At 58.0% G+C, this 15,596-nt stretch carries 13 protein-coding genes; 10 read left to right on the top strand and 3 right to left on the bottom strand.

Annotation, left to right across the window (positions count from 1 at the left end; all coding sequences use genetic code 11):
• Window positions 1–314: 314 nt before the first annotated feature.
• The 9 genes from MHY08_RS00570 to ffh all read left to right on the top strand — a co-directional run bounded on the left by MHY08_RS00570 (window position 315) and on the right by ffh (window position 10,906).
• Entirely contained in the window at window positions 315–3,293 is a 2,979-nt protein-coding gene (locus tag MHY08_RS00570; protein ID WP_239234708.1) for a DUF4040 family protein, read from the top strand.
• Window positions 3,293–3,769, top strand: coding sequence for a sodium:proton antiporter (locus MHY08_RS00565; RefSeq protein ID WP_005325274.1), 477 nt, complete (start codon window positions 3,293–3,295; stop codon window positions 3,767–3,769). Before MHY08_RS00570 ends, MHY08_RS00565 begins: the two co-directional genes overlap by 1 nt.
• A complete protein-coding gene (locus tag MHY08_RS00560; protein WP_204608481.1) occupies window positions 3,769–5,310 on the top strand; it encodes a monovalent cation/H+ antiporter subunit D family protein in 1,542 nt (513 codons plus the stop codon). Before MHY08_RS00565 ends, MHY08_RS00560 begins: the two co-directional genes overlap by 1 nt.
• Window positions 5,311–5,844: a monovalent cation/H+ antiporter subunit E gene (locus MHY08_RS00555; protein ID WP_005325271.1), complete on the top strand. Its 534-nt coding sequence runs from the start codon at window positions 5,311–5,313 to the stop codon at window positions 5,842–5,844.
• Window positions 5,841–6,131 carry a cation:proton antiporter gene (locus MHY08_RS00550; protein WP_005328765.1) on the top strand — a complete coding sequence of 97 codons (291 nt, stop codon included), beginning with the start codon at window positions 5,841–5,843 and terminating at the stop codon, window positions 6,129–6,131. Before MHY08_RS00555 ends, MHY08_RS00550 begins: the two co-directional genes overlap by 4 nt.
• 3 nt (window positions 6,132–6,134) lie before the next feature.
• Entirely contained in the window at window positions 6,135–6,503 is a 369-nt protein-coding gene (locus tag MHY08_RS00545) for a Na+/H+ antiporter subunit G (RefSeq protein WP_239234706.1), read from the top strand.
• A 230-nt stretch (window positions 6,504–6,733) separates the two neighbouring features.
• A complete protein-coding gene (locus MHY08_RS00540; RefSeq protein WP_005325265.1) occupies window positions 6,734–7,072 on the top strand; it encodes a P-II family nitrogen regulator in 339 nt (112 codons plus the stop codon).
• A 6-nt stretch (window positions 7,073–7,078) separates the two neighbouring features.
• Window positions 7,079–9,202 (top strand): [protein-PII] uridylyltransferase, encoded by a 2,124-nt coding sequence (locus MHY08_RS00535; RefSeq protein WP_239234704.1) that lies wholly within the window; start codon window positions 7,079–7,081, stop codon window positions 9,200–9,202.
• Window positions 9,203–9,253: 51 nt separating this feature from the next.
• Window positions 9,254–10,906 carry a signal recognition particle protein gene (gene ffh, locus MHY08_RS00530; protein WP_198491641.1) on the top strand — a complete coding sequence of 551 codons (1,653 nt, stop codon included), beginning with the start codon at window positions 9,254–9,256 and terminating at the stop codon, window positions 10,904–10,906.
• Window positions 10,907–11,056: 150 nt separating this feature from the next.
• Here the strand turns inward: ffh and MHY08_RS00525 are convergent, their stop codons facing one another.
• Window positions 11,057–13,324 carry an acyltransferase family protein gene (locus MHY08_RS00525; protein ID WP_239234702.1) on the bottom strand — a complete coding sequence of 756 codons (2,268 nt, stop codon included), beginning with the start codon at window positions 13,322–13,324 and terminating at the stop codon, window positions 11,057–11,059.
• A gap of 353 nt (window positions 13,325–13,677) precedes the next feature.
• Between MHY08_RS00525 and rpsP the strand changes: the two genes are divergently transcribed.
• Window positions 13,678–14,193 (top strand): 30S ribosomal protein S16, encoded by a 516-nt coding sequence (gene rpsP / locus MHY08_RS00520; RefSeq protein WP_005325261.1) that lies wholly within the window; start codon window positions 13,678–13,680, stop codon window positions 14,191–14,193.
• Between the two features lie 217 nt (window positions 14,194–14,410).
• Here the strand turns inward: rpsP and MHY08_RS00515 are convergent, their stop codons facing one another.
• Together MHY08_RS00515 and MHY08_RS00510 are read right to left on the bottom strand one after the other, a co-directional pair.
• Window positions 14,411–15,097, bottom strand: coding sequence for a TetR/AcrR family transcriptional regulator (locus MHY08_RS00515; RefSeq protein ID WP_239193114.1), 687 nt, complete (start codon window positions 15,095–15,097; stop codon window positions 14,411–14,413).
• Between the two features lie 38 nt (window positions 15,098–15,135).
• Window positions 15,136–15,540: a cupin domain-containing protein gene (locus MHY08_RS00510; RefSeq protein WP_239193113.1), complete on the bottom strand. Its 405-nt coding sequence runs from the start codon at window positions 15,538–15,540 to the stop codon at window positions 15,136–15,138.
• Window positions 15,541–15,596: the final 56 nt, after the last annotated feature.

The raw sequence follows: 15,596 nt of genomic DNA, 5'->3' as shown, positions 1-15,596 counted from the left end.
TGCTGGGGGAGTCCTTCGTTTTCATGGGCGAGTTATAGCGTGCAGCAATCTTGCGAATTCTTTCGCTCTCATCTCGCTGTCGTTTCACAGACTATGCAAAGAGGCCTATGCAATTGGCGCGGGAATAAGTCCTGCTGAGCGCCTGTGAATTCTCTGCCTGCGAGCGTAATTGTGGCGGTTGTACTCGCCTTTTATGAAACGTAGAGGAATGCTGCAATGTGGTTTGACCTTGGCGGGAATGGTAGCCTGAAAGGGCTGTATTTAATGCGAAATCCGCATTAAACCTAGACCAAGGTTCGTGAGGCAAGTATTTCGTGACGCTACTTTATGCAGTCCTCCTCGCGGCGCTGGCAGTGATCTTGGCACCGGTAACCGTAAAGGTTATTGACCGAAAGGCAGGCTATCCACTAGCTGGCCTTTTTCTTATTGCAGCGGTCCTCATCGCCAAGGAATTTCCTGCCATTGCAGCCGGGGAGGAATTAAATTTCCACGCCACTTGGGTGCGCGATTTCATCGCACCAGGCGTCGACGTAAGTTTTGCTCTCCGCGGGGACGCGTTGAGCATCTTCTTCGCTATGTTGGCGCTGGTCATTGGCGCCGTCGTTTTCACCTATTCGGCGGCCTATCTGCCCAAGAATGAGGGCAATACCAGCTTTTATACCTTGATGACAGCGTTCACGCTGTCCATCTTGTTGCTGGTTCTGGCCAACGATGTGGTGGTTTTGTTCCTTGCTTGGGAGCTAGTCTCCTTGGCTTCGTTTATGTTGATCGCTCGCTCCGGTTCCGGCGGCGAGGCTGGTTCGCAGCGCACACTGATCCTGACCTTCATTGGCGGATTGACCCTGCTGACCGGCTTGGGTATTGCCGCGACGGTGACTGGGTCGACTACCGTTTCTGAGATCTTGGCGTCCCCTGTATGGACGGAACGCCCAGGGGTAACGGCAGCCGTAGCCGTGTTGATTGCGGCGTCTGCCTTTACTAAGGCGGCGCAGTTCCCATTCCATTTCTGGTTGCCAGAGGCTATGGCCGCCGCCACGCCGGTATCGGCTTTCCTTCACGCGGCAGCGGTGGTCAAGGCCGGTGTGTACCTGCTTATTCGCTTTTCCACCATCTTCCACGATGTGGCGGTGTGGAATTGGTTGCTCATCGTCGTAGGCATGGGCACCGCGGTCATGTCCGCGGTATTTGCAGTGCAGAAGACGGATCTGAAAAAGCTTACGGCCTATTCCACCGTCTCCCATCTGGGCTGGATCGTTGCCACCATCGGTGTGGGCACCCCGTTCGCTATCGCCGCAGCGCTGGTCCACACTCTGGCGCACGCGCTGTTTAAGTCCTCGCTGTTTATGCTCATTGGCGTCATCGACCACGAGGCTGGGTCGCGCGATATTCGCCGCCTTGGACCGCTGTGGAATAAGATGCCGTGGACCTTCGGTTCCGTAGTAATCGGTGCAGCCTCGATGGCTGCGGTGCCACCGCTTTTGGGCTTTGTGTCCAAGGAAGGAATGCTTACCGCGTTTGAAGACGCCCCGATTGGCGGCGCGGGCCAGGTAATCCTTCTCATCGTTGCCGGTATCGGTGCTTTCTTTACCTTTACTTACTCCGCAAAGATTGTCTTCGGCGCCTTCTTTGACGGACCTCGCGACATGGGAGATGTCCATGAAGCACCAGTGTCGCTGTGGCTGCCCGCTGCTTTGCCGGGCTTTATGTCTCTGCCGCTGGTATTTGTGCTCGGGCTCTTTGATGCCCCGATCGATGATGCAGTGGCTGCCGTGGGATTGGAGCATCATTCGCACCTTGCCCTCTGGCACGGGCTCAACGTTCCTTTCCTTATCTCGCTAGTGGTCCTCATCCTCGGTATTGCCGGTATCTTTGCCCGCAAGAAGATGTGGGCAAGCTTTGAAGCTCACGAGTTCATGCCGCGCAGCGGCAATGATTTGCTGTACTCCTTGATGAAGGGCTGCTCCCAGTTGGGGCGCGTCTTGGGCAAGATGTCCGACTCGCATAATCCATCCCGCCACATGCTGCCGATTGTCATTTTGATCATCGTGCTGGCTGCCACCACCCTCATCCGCGATGGCGTCGACGGGGTAGCGCTGCAACCACGGGTGGATGGTCTGGATAACCCATGGGACCTGCTGCCACTGGGCATCATCGCTCTGGCGATGTTTGGACTGGTTCGCACCCAGAATCGTTTGACCGGTGCCATCATGATTGGCATTGCCGGCTCGGGCGTGACCCTGCAGATGTTCCTGCTGGGCGCACCTGACGTGGCGCTGACCCAGTTTATGGTCGAGGCCCTGTCCGTCATCGTCATGATGATGGTGCTGCGCTACCTGCCAGAAACCTTCCATCCGGTGAAGAACAAATCCCGCAAGACCGGCTCCATCGTCATTGCGGTCTTGGCCGGCGTGGCTGCGTTCCTAGGTGTGTGGGGACTCATGGGTCGACACGAGCGCTCCGATTTGGCCATGTGGTACCTGGACAATGCTCCGGACATCACCGGCGGCGACAACGTTGTCGCTACTATCATCGTGGAGTTCCGTGCACTCGATACCTTGGGCGAGCTTTCCGTACTGGGCATGGCTGCGGTGGTTATTGCAGCCATCACCACGACGTTGCCGCGATTCCCGTTCAAGTCGGGTACACGCCCAGCACCGTTTGGCCAGTCCCAGCTGAACTCCGTGCCATTGCGCAAGGGCGTGCACGTTGTCATCCCGCTGTTGGTCATTATGTCCGTCATCGTTTTCTTCCGCGGGCACAATGCCTCCGGTGGTGGCTTCCCCGCAGCGCTGATCATGGGCGCGGCAATCGGGCTTATCTATCTGTCCCGTGGCTCCGATGAGATTGTTTTCGGCCGCATGACTCCGATTCACCTGACCGGTATTGGCATCATAACCGCCTTGATCGCCGGCTTTGTGGGTTACTTGCACCACGGCTTTGGCAATGGTGGCTTCTTGGCTGCAATTCATGCCGAGGCCTTTGGCCAACACTGGACCACCTCGCTCATCTTCGACTTGGGCATCTACCTAGCAGTGCTGGGTATGTTGACCATGGCGATTAACGCATTGGGTGGCTACTTGCGCCCAGGCACGGAGCGTGACTTCTTGCCATGGGTTCATGATGATGATTCCGCGCTGCCGACGACTCCACGCATTTCGCTCGAGGATGTCGACGATCCGTACCCAGACCCGATCAACCCTTCGACCGATCCGTTGGCCTTGCTGACGCCTTCGGAAGCAAAGACGAAGAGGAAGAATAAGCGCTCCGTGGCTAACCGGGGAGGGGAGAAGTAATGATCCTTGCACTGACTATTGCTTTACTCATCGGCAGTGCTGTCTATCTCATCCAGCAGCGCGGCCTGGTACGCATCGTGTTGGGCATGATGGCCTTTGGCCACGGTGCCAACCTGATGCTGCTGGCTACGGGCGTGTATTCCTACCGCGGAGAGTCCTTCCCATCCCAGGTTCCGCACGATCAGATGGCCGACCCGCTGCCGCAGGCCTTTGTGCTGACCGCCGTCGTTATTTCCATGGCAACCTCGACCATCTTGTTGACGATGGCGGCCATGGGCAAGAACGACGACACCGACGTGGTGGAGCCGGTTGATGACAACACCATCGACCATGCCTTTTCGACCTTGGGTCGAGACGCCCAAAATCGCCAAATTTTGGAAGAGTCCACCAATCAGCTGGACCGAATCGGTCAGGTGGACCACAACACTCCCGTTGCAGAACGCGGGGCAACTCAACAGAAGGAGGATGACAAATAATGGCTGATGCTGTAGCTCAACTCCTTCCGCTATTTCCAGCGGTCCCGCTGATTGCAGCGGCCTTCGCGCTGCTAGCACCGTGGCGTGCGGTGCGCGATTCCATCATGCTTATCATCCCGGGCGTTGGAATTTTCGCCGGCTTGGGCCTGCTCATCTACACCATGAACAATGGGGTAGTAGCCCATACCGTTGGCCTCTACCAAGGCAATGTGGGTATCCCGTTTGCGGCCGATGCCTTCTCCGCGTTGATGATCATTACTACGATGATCGTCGCGTTTGGTGCCAACTGGTTTGCCATTGTGGGCGGAGAGACTAAGTCTCGCTACTATCCTTCGCTCACCCTGATCTTGATCACTGGTGTGTGCGGCGCATTGCTCACCGCCGACCTCTTTAACTTCTTCGTCTTTATTGAGGTCATGCTTTTGCCGTCCTATGGCCTTATCACCATGTCTGGTACGTGGTCGCGCTTGGCAGCCGGCCGTGCCTTCGTCTTGGTTAACCTTTTCGCCTCCACCTTGTTGGTTGTTGGCGTGGGTTATATGTATTCGGTTACCGGTGCGGTTAACCTGGGCGCGCTGAAGGGCGCAGCGGCAGGCAATGGGCCGGTGACCGTGGCAGCAGGCTTGATCCTCATTGCGATTACCGCCAAGGCCGGCGTGTTCCCCGTGCAGTCGTGGCTGCCACGCACCTACCCAGGGACCTCGGCCGCGGTGATGGGCCTGTTTTCCGGCCTGCACACCAAAGTGGCCGTCTACATGCTCTACCGCCTCTACGTGCAGCTATTCGATCTGGAACAGCGCTGGAATGTGATGATCATTGTCATCATGATTATTTCCATGATGATCGGTGCCTTCGGCGGCCTAGCGGAAAATTCCATTCGCCGCGTCCTCGGCTACCAGATGCTCAACGGCATGCCTTTCATTTTGGTCATGCTTGCGTTCACCTCTGATGACCCACGTCGTGCACTGGCAGCTGGCATCATGTACACGATTCACCACATGCTGACCGTTGGTTCGCTGATTTTGGCTTCTGGTGCCATTGAGGAAACCTACGGCACAGGCTTGCTCAGCAAGCTTTCCGGCCTTGCTCGCCGCGACCCCATCATCGCCTGGATCTTCGCTGCCGGTGCATTCTCCGTCGTGGGCTTCCCACCGTTCTCGGGAATGTGGGGCAAGCTGATGATTGTCTTCGAGATTGCCCGCGTGGGCGGTGCTTGGGCCTGGATTGCTATCGCGGCCATCATCATCGCTTCCTTCGCTGCCTTCTTGGCCATGCTGCGCGTGTGGCGCAAGGTCTTTTGGGGCAAGGGCCTGCCGGAGGACAAGGTCCCAGATGAATTGGTCATCCGCAAAAAGCTCATGGCCCCATCCGCGGCTCTCATCCTTGGTTCGCTGTGCATGTTCATCTTCTCCGGCATCGTCCTCGATGTCGTGGATTCTGCAGCGGAGCAGCTGCTGGATACTAACGCATATACTGAAACCGTCTTGGGAGATGAGCCGATTGCCGTTCCCAATATCGATGAAATCCAGGAGGGCCGTTAAATGAACGCAATTGTGTATGCATTGTGGCTCATCAAGGAGATTTTCGTCGCCGGCATTAGCTTGGCACTGGCGGCCTTCAAACCGGATAACGAATATAACCCGGTTATCATTCGTTACCCACTGCGCGTGACTAGCGCCTGGGAGATCTTCTGGTTTACGTCCTCCATTACCGCAACCCCGGGCACGCTCTCGCTCGGTTTGCGTGAACCGCCCCGCAAGGGTCTGCCCCGCATCGTGCTGGTACAGGCCGTCCAAGGATCCGACCCAGCGGGAATCGTCGCTGATCTTGCTGATATGGAACAGCGCCTCGCCCCGCGGGTTAAGGACATCGATTACGGCGTCCCGGGGCAAGGGGAGACTACAGAATTGGATGAGGCTTTCTACGAGTATCCGCTCGAGTCCGTCGGTCGTTATATGCGCTCGCCAGACTTGGCTCGGGCGGAGGACACTCCGCTTTCAGAAAGCGAAGCGGACGTCGAAAAGCCAAAGCGCCGCGCCCGCAACGTACAACGCAGAAAGGAGACCGAGCGATGATTGACTTTGCCACATTGTCCCCGTTCGGCTGGGTCGTATTTGTATGCGTATTCATCATGGGCATCGCCACGTGGTGCGGCGTGCTGCTGGCGCTTCGCACGCGCGATGAGCTTACCCGCGCCATTACCTCGGATATCGTTTTCTACGGCATGATCTGCATGTATTTAGCGTGGTCGATGACGAATAATGCCCCGATGGCGTATTACATTGCACTCCTCGGAGCCATTGCCGCCGGTGTGCTACCGACGCTATCGATGGCCCGCATCATTTCGAAGGGCAGGCGATAAACCATGGCCATCTCTGAAATTATCGCTTCGGTCCTGCTTATCATCGCTACGCTCTTGGTGGTCGCTACGGTGGTGTCTCTGTGGCGAGCGCCCGATGCCTTGACCCGTGCCAACCTGCTGGGCCCTACCGTGGGACTTGCGGTGCCGCTGATCATCGTGGCCAAGCTAGTCGTGGACTTTGGCCGCGATGGTTTTTCGCTGTGGCTGCTCATCCAAGCACTGATTGCCTGCTTCGGTGTATGGATCATCGGCTCGGTAGGTTCCTTTTATCTGGGCCGTTCCATCTATGGCGTAACCGTCACCGACGTCAAGCACGCCAAGCACAACCATAAGAAAATTCAGACCGTGCAAGCAGGGGAAGACGATATCTAGTCCTCTCCAGTTCCTTCTGGCGGCGAGCCCTTTCTGCTCCTGCGCGTAGCTGCGCGGAGAACAGAACCGCTCGCCGCTTTTCTGGTTGCACAGTGGGGTCTTCTGAGCCCACCTGCACCCTGGATTCACAATGCGGAAAAGTTGCACAGCAATTGTTGTGCTCGGGCTAGAATGGGTGCACGTTATTCGGTGCTTCTAGACCCGCCCCGAAGAGATTGCAAGGAGTAACAATGAAACTCATCACGGCCATCGTTAAGCCCTTCACCCTGCCGGAAATCCGCCAGGCTCTGGAGCAGCAGGAAGTACGCGGCCTCACTGTTACAGAAAGCCAGGGCTTCGGACAGCAACGTGGGCACAGCGAGGTATACCGAGGGGCAGAATACGCCACTGACTTCGTGCCTAAGGTCAAGCTGGAGGTTGTTGCGGCCGATGACCACGTCGAAGACATCATTAACGCCATCGTGGATGCTGCCTACACGGGCAAGATCGGCGACGGCAAGCTGTGGGTAACCCCAGTTGAAGATGCCATTCGTGTGCGCACTGGCGAGCGCGGCGAGGCGGCACTTTAAGCCCGCATGCATACCGCCGCACAGATTCGCGCCGAGGCCCATGCCTCGGCGCTTCGTGTATTGCGCAGTCTCGAGCTTCCACCAGGAACCGCGCTCGCTGCCACCGGTTCCTTTGCCCGCAATGAGATGACTCCGTACTCGGATATTGATGTCATCCTCATCTATGCGGAAGGCCACGAGCCAGATCCGACTCTGGTGGAGCAGCTGTGGTATCCCGTGTGGGATGCCAAGTACCGCCTGGATTATGCCCTACGTACCCCACAAGAGTGCGGGGCGATTGCTGCCGAAGATGCCTCTGCCGGCTTTGCCCAGCTGGATTTGGCCTTTGTAGCAGGGCGCAAGGTTCTGGTGGATGAGGCGCGGGCGCAATTGCTCGCTGCGTGGCGGCGCCAGCTGCAGCGCGGCTTTGATGATTTCTTGGATACCGCGATTACTCGGTGGAAACGTTCGGGCGCGGTGGCAGCGATGACGAACCCGGACTTGAAAAATGGGCGCGGGGGACTGCGCGATATTCAGCTCTTGCGCGCGATGGCTTTGGGCAACCTGTGCGACTTTCCAGATCTGGACGGTGAACAGCGGCTGCTTCTCGACGCCCGCACGCTCCTGCACGTCACAGCCCGGCGCCACCGGGACATACTGGATCCCGAGTTTGCCGCGGACGTAGCGGCGGACCTGGGTTTTGAAAGTCGCTACGCACTGACGGCAGCTTTGGTCAGCGCTGCAGCCACGGTCAATAAGGCGGTGGAGCGCGGCCTTGCAACCGCCCGTGGGGTGCTAGGCCGTAATGCTTCAGCGACCGGCCGGGGCCGGCGCCGCCCGCTCGATGTGGACGTCGTGGCTGAGGCCGGCGGCATTTTCCTTTCGCGCAAGCCAAATGTAGAGGACCCGTGGCTGCTCACCCGCGTGGCGGCTGCCGCGGCACGCACGGGATATATCATCGCCGAGACCACGTGGCACCAGCTCCAAGACCTGCCCGAGCTGCCGCCACGCTGGCCGCGGGCAGCGGTGGATGATTTCTTCGCTATTTTGTCCTCCCCGCGATGCACGCCGCGTGTCATACAGGACTTGGACCACTATGGCCTATGGGAACGCTTAGTCCCGGAATGGGGGCATGTGCGCGGCTTATTGCCGCGCGAGCGCAGCCACGTCAATGCGGTGGACCATCATCTCATCGCTACGGTTACCCGCTGTGCGGAAATGCGTACCTCGGTGGCTCGACCGGACTTATTGCTTTTGGCGGCGCTTTACCATGACATAGGCAAGGGCTACGGGCGCCCTCATGCGCAAGTAGGTGCGGAGATGATTACCCGCCAGGCAGCCCGTATGCGGTTGAGTGTTGCCGATAGGTCGCGCGCCCAAACCCTGGTGGCAGAACATACCACCTTGGCGCGGTTAGCGGCGACGATGGATCCGGCCTCCGACGCCGCTCGCGACACCTTATTGGCTGCCGCGCATTATGATCAGCTAACTATTTCCCTGTTAGCGGTGTTGGCTGAGGCTGATGCCCAATCGACCGGGCCTGGCGTGTGGACACCGCGAGTGAAGCAAGCACAGAAGCTGATCGTCGCGCGGGCACTTGAGGCGCTCAAACCGCGTGTTCTCGACCGCCCTGCTGTGCATGTACCGCTATCTAGCGAAGGCGTTGCGCTCAAAGTGGATTGGGAAGACCAAGAAGTCAGCGTGTCGTGGTGCGGTACCTCTCAAGGGGAGCTAAAGCGCATATTTGCCCTGTTATCGGCTCTCGGATGGACCATCGTGCGGGCTAATGTCGTTCGCGAGGAGGACGGTGCCTACAAGGCGGAGTTTTTCATCCGCACGGTGCAACAGACCTTAAAAGAGGCAGCGCAGGAGATAAGGTTTATCCAGTCCTATAACTCACGAACTTATACGGAGCTGCCGGCCATTGCTGGCGAGGTGACCACTGCGGCATTCGATGTAGGCGGCATTTTGGTCATCCGGACGGTTGAGCGCATCGGTGCTTTAGGGCACTTGGTAGAGGCACTGCCGGACTTTGTGTGGCTGCGCCATGAGATTTTGGGCGCGACGATGATCGTCAATGTGTACCTCGCCGGGCAGGTTTCTCGCGCTACCGTGGTGGGGAATGTGACCAGGGCCCTGGCTAGGGACTAAGATTGAATAGTTGAACTTTAGATCGATCTAAATTAAGGGAGCGCATCCGTAGTGTTTGACTCACTATCAGACCGCCTACAGTCAGCCCTGGCGGGCCTGCGCGGTAAGGGCAAACTGACCGAGGCTGATATCAATGCCACCGCTCGCGAGATCCGCCTCGCGCTGCTGGAAGCCGACGTGTCTTTGACCGTCGTCCGTGGTTTTATCAAGCGCATCAAGGAACGTGCCCGCGGCGCGGAAGTCTCTGAGGCGCTCAACCCGGCGCAGCAGGTAGTCAAGATCGTCAATGAGGAGCTCATTGAGATCCTTGGTGGCGAAACCCGCCGCCTGAACCTGGCTAAGAACCCGCCGACGGTGATCATGCTTGCCGGTCTACAGGGTGCTGGTAAGACTACCCTGGCCGGTAAGTTGGCCAAGCACCTGGCGAAGCAGGGCCATACCCCGATGCTGGTCGCCTGTGACTTGCAGCGCCCAGGCGCAGTGCAGCAGTTGCAAATCGTCGGCGAGCGCGCTGAGGTGCCGACCTTTGCACCGGATCCGGGAACCTCCCTGGACTCCAACGAGCATGAAATGGGTACCTCGCACGGGGACCCAGTGGACGTCGCCAAGCAGGGCATTGCTGAGGCCAAGCAGAAGCAGCACGATGTGGTCATCATCGATACCGCAGGCCGCTTGGGCATCGATGAGACCCTGATGACGCAGGCACGCAATATCCGCGATGCCGTCAACCCGGACGAAGTCCTTTTTGTCATCGACTCCATGATCGGCCAAGACGCCGTGCAGACGGCCGAGGCCTTCCGCGATGGCGTGGACTTTACCGGCGTTGTTCTCACCAAGCTGGACGGTGACGCCCGTGGTGGTGCAGCCCTGTCTATTCGTGAGGTCACCGGCAAGCCCATCATGTACGCCTCTACCGGTGAGAAGCTCGATGATTTCGATGTCTTCCACCCGGAGCGCATGTCCAGCCGCATTCTGGGTATGGGTGATTTGCTCTCCCTTATCGAGCAGGCTGAAGCAACCCTGGACCACCAGAAAGCCGAAGAGGCAGCCTCTAAGCTCGGCTCTGGCGAGCTGACGCTCAATGACTTCCTTGAGCAAATGCTGATGATCCGCAAGATGGGCCCCATCGGCAACCTGCTAAAGATGATGCCCGGCGGCAAGCAGATGAATGAAATGGCCGCCATGGTGGACGAAAAGCAGCTGGACCGCATCCAAGCGATCATTCGCGGTATGACGCCGCAGGAGCGCGAGGATCCGAAGATTCTCAATGCTTCGCGCCGCAAGCGCATTGCTAATGGTTCTGGTGTCAGCGTTTCCGAGGTCAACCAGCTCATTGAGCGCTTCAACCAGGCTAAGAAGATGATGTCCAAGATGGCCGGCCAATTCGGCATGGGCGGCATGGGTGGTCGCTCCGCTACCAAGAAGAAGCCCAAGGGTCGCAAGGGCAAGAACGGCAAGCGAAAGAAGGGCAAGGGCGGCGGTGGCAACCGCGGCCCGAAGATGCCGGGCGGTATGCCGGGCATGGGCGGAATGCCAGGAATGCCCGGAGGCGGCGGCATGCCGTCCATGGAGGAGCTGCAAAAGCTCCAGCAGCAAATGGGCGGCGGCGGTGGCATGCCAGGTATGCCCGGCATGCCAAAGATGCCGAAGGGAATGGAAAATATCGATCTCGACAACCTGGACTTTGGCAAGGGTAAAAAGTAGTTTTCCCAGCCTTAAAGCATAAAGAAGGAGGCTTCCGCGTTGCTGCGGGAGCCTCCTTTTTATACGGCTTGCCGACGCCGCCCTAAGCCCCAGCGCGCCTTTGCATGAGGCGCTTTCGCCCTCGGGGCTTGTGCGTGACCGAGCTATGGCCTAGACGGCATCGTCTTGTGCGGCGTTGGGGTAGGGGACTGGGTTGGCATGTTGCTTGCCGGCGTTGGTAGGTGCTGCGGGTGCTTGCTCTACGGCTCCTGCAGCCTGCTCCTGTGGAATGTCCGGGGCTTCCTGCTGGACTTTTTCCCCGTTGAGGAAGGGCTTTAGGGCTTCGCGAATCATTGGCATTGCTGATTCCGCAAAAGCATTGGTGATGTGGTGCATGTCGCGGTAGACCATCGTATTGCCGATGATGACGGGGCAGTCACCATTGGCATCGCAGAACCACGGAGCGGTATCGATCGAGAGCATATTCTGGTACTTCGACAGCACGACTGCACCGGGATCATAAGGCTGGTAGACCTGCTCAACGCGCATGCCGCAGCCGTAGGCATCTTCGGTAGCGACGTAACACTCATCAAACTCGCGTGGACGGCCTTCCTCATCGAATCCCCACGGGTTATCGCGGAAGCCCAAGAAGGGAATATCGCGTTCGGCCAATTCATCCCAGAATGCCTGGTAGCCGGCGGGCACTGCATCGGGGCCGGTGCCATATTCATTTTGCGGGCGCGTGGTATTCGAGATAACCAAGGCTGGGTTCGCTTCTTCGATGCGTTCCATGACCAGCTTGCCCCACTCGGCGCACTCTGGGGTCACGGTGACATCGTCACCCAATTCAATCGGGCAGCCCTGGCGCAGCAGTGGAACTAGCTTAAAGCCCATTTCCTTGCCTAAGCGGTCCAGCGGGGCAGAATACTGCTCCGCGTGGGAACCGCCCACCAAATAGACTTCCTTCTCTGCGTTGAGGTCACCGAAAATGCAGGGGGTCTTTCCGTCCTTGCGGGTTTCGAAGAAGAAGTCAGCAGGCTGGCTATCTGGTACGAAGCACCAATTTGTCGCTACTGGTGGCTGGATTCCGCCGGCCAGAATCGGATCAGGCTTGACCTCCACGTTATCCGGCGGGGTGATGTCGTTGATGAACGTCGTTGCGCCGGGGTAGAGGGCAGGGTCCAAAAGCTCTGCATCAGCATCATCAAGGGTGCGCATCCACAGTGGCTGGACAGCCAAGAGGCCGACAACGGCCGCGGCGACTACAACACCACCCACACCGCGGGCGGCACCGGCGGGTTTCTGCAAGGTCGACAGGCCCTTGCGTACCGGCAGATCCTCGGCCGTGGGGCGCTTGCGATGCTGGCGCAGGGGCTTCTCCAAAAAGCGGTGCGTGAGGTCTGCCAACAACAGCGAAATGGCGATAATGATGACGCCCAACCACCACGACGGGGTTTCTTGACCCAGGTAGGACGTGGACAAAATAAGCAATGGCCAGTGCCACAGGTAGAGCGGGTAGGCTACATCGCCCAGCCAGCGCGCCTGCTTGGAAGCCATTGCCTTGGAAATCTTGCCACCGCCGCCCAAGATAATGAGCACGGCGCCGCCTAGTGGCAAAAGGGAAAGCGGGCCAGGATACGCAGTGGTATCCGCGATGATGGCACCGGTAAAGACGAGCATCAAAAGGCCCAGACCAGTAAAGAGGTCATAGAGGCGGGCCGGAATCTTCCAGGAGGAACCGTAGATAGCCAGGACCGCGCCCAAGGTTAACTCCCAAGCGCGCGACCAGGTGGAGTAGTAGTTCTCCGGAGTTCCGTAGAGGCCGTGGCGCGAAGCATAGGCAAAAGAAGCAATCGTGACCACGATGAGGATTGGGCCAGCAATCTGGTTGACCGTGGGGAAGCTGCGCTTGCCCAAGGGCTGTTGCTTCGGCCGGAACTTCATGATGGCAGCCAAGATGAGCGCAAAGGCAATGCCCATGATGTAGAACTGGCCCTGCACGGCCATGGACCACATGTGCTGCAGCGGTGAGGTATCAGCTGCGGCCGCTGTGTAGTCGGCGTTTTGTTCCGCTAGCTCCCAGTTCTGGTAATACAGCATGGTGGCTGTGATTTGTTGGGTGAGCTCGGTGCGCATGAGCTGCGGGGCGAAAATGCGCACTAGAATGTAGGTCACGCCGATGACCAAAACCAAGCTTGGTACCAGGCGCCGCAAGGTGCGCCAGATGGGCCACCATGGGTTCAGCGAGGCGTTGGGCTTGCTCGCGTAGCGCAGCTGGGAGCCCAAGAAGAAGTAGCCGGATAGCAGCAGGAATACGTCGACGCCGCCGGATACGCGTCCGACGAATACGTGGTAGATAACTACTAGGCCGATGGCAATACCGCGCAGACCATCAAGGTCATAGCGGTACCGGAAATTTCGCGGTGATTCTTTAGTCATAAACTGTCTTTTCGTGCGCCTATGCCTAGATGGTGGGGCGGAAGGCGCGCCATACATATGAAACGAAATGTCTATATTCGGCCCTTAAGGGTACTCTGCTTCACTATCGCAGGCATAACGAACCTGCGTGCGTGGCGTAGTAATTTTTGAAAATGCAGCTACTCGCGCTAAAATATCCTAGGTTATTTACTCGGATATTCTGAGCTAGATAAACTGAAGAACGTAATATTCTGCGTAGCACCGTTCCCGTCTACGGTCGGCCGGTATGTCACGCGCAGATAAAATCCAAGGGTTGAACCGGCGCACAACCTAGTGCGCGTCTGTACTGCCCAGTGACTAGTAAAGGAGCCAACATGGCTGTCAAGATCAAGCTTCAGCGCCTGGGCAAGGTCCGCGCTGCTGAGTACCGCGTTGTTATTGCTGATGCCCGCACCCGTCGTAACGGCAAGGTCATCGAGAACATCGGCATCTACCACCCGAAGGAAGAGCCTTCCCTCATCCAGATCGACTCCGAGCGTGCACAGCACTGGCTGTCCGTTGGCGCACAGCCAACCGAGCCGGTTCTCGCTCTGCTGAAGGTCACCGGTGACTGGCAGAAGCACAAGGGTCTGCCGGGTGCAGAGGGCACCCTGAAGGTTGCTGAGGAGAAGAAGTCCAAGCTGGAGATCTTCAACGAGGCACTGGCTGAGGCCAACAACGGCCCGACCATCGAGGCCATCACCGAAAAGAAGAAGAAGGCCAAGGAAGAGGCTGAGAAGAAGGCTGCTGAGGAAGCTGCTGCTGCAGAGGCTGCCGCTGCTGCCGCCGGCGAAGCTGACGCTGAGGCCGAGGAGAAGGCTGAGGAAGCTTCTGAGGAGTCCGCAGAGTAATCTGCCTCCCTTGCTAAACGCATAGTGCTTTAGCTCCGGGCCCCGCCGCTACGATCACTGGTCGTAGTAGCGGGGCCTTTATAGTTGGCGGAAGAACGCCGGAACACGATAGCGACCGCGCATGCTAGTCCTTGACGGGGCTGCGTGCGCGGTCGCTACTGGCAGTGACACGCTAGGAAACGTGCGTCATCCATGTCGGGGATTTGCAAGTTCGCCCTTAGTTCTGTGGTTTGTAGTTGGGGTAGCGGCTGTAGACGTTAGAGGGATCCTTAAAGTCCATACCGCGCAGGGCGCCTGCAACAACCGGTGTGAAAAGCTCGAGAATCTGCTCGCGTGGAAGCCGGGACAAAGGGCCGTCGATGGCAAGTACGGTAAATCCATGAATGGCCGACCAAGCCAACAGGGCATTCTGCATGAAATACGTGGCGTCAGTGGTGTTGTCCAGCGCTTCCGCGTGGCGGGACAACAGGGCGAAGAAATCGCGAATCTGCTGTAGGTGATCCATCTTCGGATCATCTTCCGTATTGGGATCTACGCCAAGCATGAAACGCAGCGCCTTCCACTCCAGCATGCAGCGGAAGAAATTGGTTTCATCTAGGGCAAACTCGAGGTAAGCGTAGCCGATTTGCATCAGGTGTTCTGGAAAATCTAGGCCCACTGCTGTCTCGGTAGTCTCGTGTAAACGCCGGACCAACTCATCGGTGGCAAGTTCAGCGACCTTATCGTGCAGTTCTTCTTGGTCCTTGAAATGGCGGTATGCAGAGGTAGGGGACACTCCTGCTTCGCGGGTTACCGCACGGACGGTGATGGCATCGGGGCCACTCCTTTTGCCCAGTTGAACCGCGATACGGAGCAGCTCATCGTGGAGGTTTCTATGATGGTAGGGCTTATTGTGCGTTTCCATAAAAGTCATTTTATCAACAAAACCTATGTACGTATAAATTATTTGGTCAGCATGGTGAGCAGCAAAATTGCGGGGGTGGAAGGGTTGCCGCTCTCGCTTGTGGCCTCGACTTTATGCACCTCATATGCAGGAAGGTGCACGATAGAGCCGGGGGTGAGCGTGATGGTTTCATTGCCATAGCTGAAGTCAAGCTCACCGCGCAGCGCCTGCACGGTGATGGGATGTGCGGCCTTGTGATCGGGCAGAGACTGTCCTGGTGCGAAGCTAAAGAGAATGAGGTTGGCACCATCAGCGCTTAAGACGCGCTGTACGCCCGGGCGCGGGCGGTGCGGATCGGTATCAGGCGCGATGTCCAGCAGGTTTAGCGCGGACATGACGGAATCCTCACTTGAGTGAGAAGCCGCGCCAAACGTGTCCGGGGAGTTGGTCGGTAGATCGCTCATGAGCCCACTTTAACGACAATAAGACTCAAATTCTGGGTTTGCTTTCCAAAGCGCCA

It is taken from the genome of Corynebacterium sp. ACRPJ (assembly GCF_022347345.1).
In the GTDB taxonomy this organism is placed as follows: Bacteria; Actinomycetota; Actinomycetes; order Mycobacteriales; family Mycobacteriaceae; genus Corynebacterium; species Corynebacterium tuberculostearicum_D.
This window is presented reverse-complemented; position numbering and strand designations above follow the sequence as displayed.